The 3100-nt window shown below is 72.1% G+C and carries 2 protein-coding genes; both read right to left on the reverse strand.

Annotation, left to right across the window (positions count from 1 at the left end; all coding sequences use genetic code 11):
• On the reverse strand, positions 1-2090 hold a 2090-nt coding region (locus ABZ642_RS46345; protein WP_360497773.1), incomplete at its 3' end, for a condensation domain-containing protein.
• The coding region (locus tag ABZ642_RS46350) for a non-ribosomal peptide synthetase (RefSeq protein ID WP_360497776.1) at positions 2087-3100 on the reverse strand (1014 nt) is incomplete at its 5' end. The genes ABZ642_RS46345 and ABZ642_RS46350, both read right to left, overlap by 4 nt.

The following is a 3100-nucleotide window of genomic DNA, read 5'->3' on the forward strand; positions in this document are numbered from 1 at the left end:
AGGACGGTTTTGTGCAGGACGGTGTCGCCGGGGGTGAGGGGGTATCGGTCTTGCATCCATTGGATGCGGTTGGTCCAGCCGGTGTGGGTGGAGGCCACGCCCTTGGGGGTGCCGGTGGAACCGGACGTGTAGTACACCGACACCAGATGGTCCCCGGTCACGCAGCTGTCGGGCGCGGTCGGTGACGTCCCGGTCAGCGTCCCCGGACCGCAGTCGAGAACGGTGAAGCCGCCCTGGGCGTCGGCGAGGAGAGCCGCCCGCTCGGCGTCCGTGCAGGCCACCGGGGCACCGGCGTCGGCGAGCACCCGCACCGCACGCCCGACCGGAAGATCCGGGTCCAGCGGGACGAAGGCACCGCCCGCCTTGAGCACCGCCAGGAGGGTCACGACCATCTCGGCGGACCGGTCCATCCAGAGGCCGACCGGCGTGTCCGCCCTGACCCCCGCCGCCCGCAGCCGCTCGGCCAGATGGTTCGCGCGTCCCGTCAACTCCGCGTAGGACAAGGTGCCTTCGGAGTCGGTGACGGCCCGCGCGCGCGGGGTGGCCGCGGCCACGGCGTCCACCAGATCGGTCAGCAGACCCTCCGGGAACACCACCGCCTCGCCCAGCCCCGCCGCCAGCAGCCGCTCGCGTTCGCCCGCGTCGACCATGCCGACACCCGAGACGGGCCGGGCGGGATCCGCCAGCGCGTTGCGCAGGAAGGCGACGAAGTGCCGCATCAACCGGTCGATCGTGGCGGCGTCGAAGAGGTCCGCCTCGTAGTACGCGATCCCGGTGAACGTGTCACCGGCCCGGGTGAGGGCCACGTTCAGGTCGAACCTCGACTTGCCGTCGACCACCTCGACCCGCTCGGCCGTCAGACCGGGCAGCACCAGGTCGTCCGTCTCCTCGTCGCCCAGGGCGAACAGCACCTGGAACAGCGGGTTGCGGCTCGGGTCCCGCTCCGGCTGGAGCTCCTCCAGCAGCGCCTCGAAGGGGAGTTCCTGGTGCTCGTAGGAGGCGAGCGTGTTCGCCCGGGTCCGGGCCAGCAGCGCCTCGAACGACGGGTCGTCGGTCAACTCGGTACGGATCAGCAGAGTGTTGACGAAGTAGCCGATCAGCGCGTCGAGTTCGGGACGTACCCGGCCGGCGATCGGGGTGCCCAGGGTGACGTCCCGGGTGGCCGAGTGCCGGGCCAGGACCACGCTGAACGCGGCGGTCAGCGTCATGAACGGGGTCGCGTTGTGCTCCCGTGCGAAGCGGTTGACCGCCGCCCCCAGCTCGCCGTCGATCGTGAAGGAGACCTGGGCGCCGTTCCCGGTCCGCACGGCCGGCCGGGGCCGGTCCGTGGGCAGTTCGTCGGCGCTCGCGTCCGCCAGCCGCTGCCGCCAGTGGTCCAGCTGGTGGCGCAACCGCTCCGGCGTCTGATGGACCCGGCTCCACGCCGCGTAGTCCCCGTACTGGAGGGGCAGCGGCGGCAGTTCCGGCTCCCGGCCGGCCGCCAGGGCCTCGTAGGCCCGGGACAGCTCCGACCACAGCACCCGCATCGAGGTGCCGTCGATCGCGATGTGGTGCACCACCAGCACCAGCAGGGCGTCGTCCGCGGCCAGCCGCACCAAGGCGACCCGGAACACCGGGCCGTCCGACAGCGAGAACGGCTCGCGCATCAGCTCCCGGGCGATCGCGACGCCCGCCGCGTACCGATCCTCGGCACCGTCCCCGGCAGCCTCGTGCACCGGGACCGGGACCGGCCCCGCCGGCAGCACCCGGGGGACGGGGGCGCCGTCCCGCTCGTCGAAGACCGTCCGCAGCACCTCGTGTCGTCCGGCGACCACCGTGAAGCTCCGGGCCAGCACACCGACGTCGAGAGCGCCCCGGACCCTGATCACCGTGGACGTGTTGTAGCCCGGCATCATCTGCTCCAGGAGCCACATCCGCTCCTGCGAGTACGACGCCACGGGCGCACCCGGGTCGGCCGCCGGGATCGCCGTCACCGACGCGTCGGCGCGCTGGGCGGCACGGGCACCCAGGAGCAGCGACCTGACCTGGGCCCGTCGCGCCGCCTGCGGATCGGCCTCGGGGCCGGCCTGGGGAATCCGGCTCGTGGTCATGAGCGGGTCCTCTCGGCGGTGGCGTCCCCGGCCGGAGCCGTCTTCGGGTCCGCGTCCGGGTCGCCGACCGCGTCCAGCAGCAGGTTCTCCAGGGCGGTGGCCATGGTGTGGATGGTGGGGTTGTCGAAGATGAGAGCGAGTGGGACGTCCACCGACAGCGCCGAGCGAAGCCGGGAGACGATCCGGGTGGCCAGCAGCGAATGCCCGCCCAGGGCGAAGAAGTTGGCGTGGATGTCCAGGTCGGACCGGTCCAGCACCTCCGCCCAGATGCCGTCGATCAGCTGCTCGGCCTCGGTGGCCGGCCGCACCGCGACCGCGTCCGCCTCGTACCGCGGCTCGGGGAGGGCGCGGTGGTCGGTCTTGCCGTTGGCGTTGACGGGGATGCGGTCCAGCACGGTGATGCTGGAGGGGATCATGTAGAGGGGGAGCTGGTCGCTGAGGTGGGTGTTGAGGTCGGTGAGGAGTTCGTCTTCCGCGATGCCGTGTCGGGTGGTGATGTAGGCGGCGAGGCGGTGGTCGCCGGGGGTGGGTTCCCATTTGGTGACGACGGCGTCGTGGACGTGGGGGTGGCGGCGGAGGGTGTGTTCGATCTCGGCGGGTTCGATGCGGATGCCGCGGATCTTGACCTGGCTGTCCGCACGCCCCAGGAACGTCAGCCTGCCGTTCGGGCGCCGCACGCCCCGGTCGCCGGTGCGGTAGAGCCGCTCGCCGTCGGCGAACGGGTGCGGGACGAAGGCCGCCGCGGTCTTGCGGGCGTCGCCGAGGTAACCGCGGGCGAGACCGGCACCGCCCAGGTAGAGCTCGCCGGGCACACCGTCGGGCACCGGGTTGAGGTGCTCGTCGAGCACCAAAACCTGGTTGTTCGCGATCGCCTCGCCGAGGGAGACGTCACCCGCCCACTCGTCCTCGGGGACACAGGTGTGGCTGGTGGAGTCGATGGAGACTTCGGTGGCGCCCCATTGGTTGTGGAGGTGGGCTCCGGTGGGGGCGAGGCGTTGGTGGAATTTGGT

The sequence above is a fragment of the Streptomyces sp. NPDC007157 genome, from assembly GCF_040634235.1.
GTDB lineage: Bacteria > Actinomycetota > Actinomycetes > Streptomycetales > Streptomycetaceae > Streptomyces.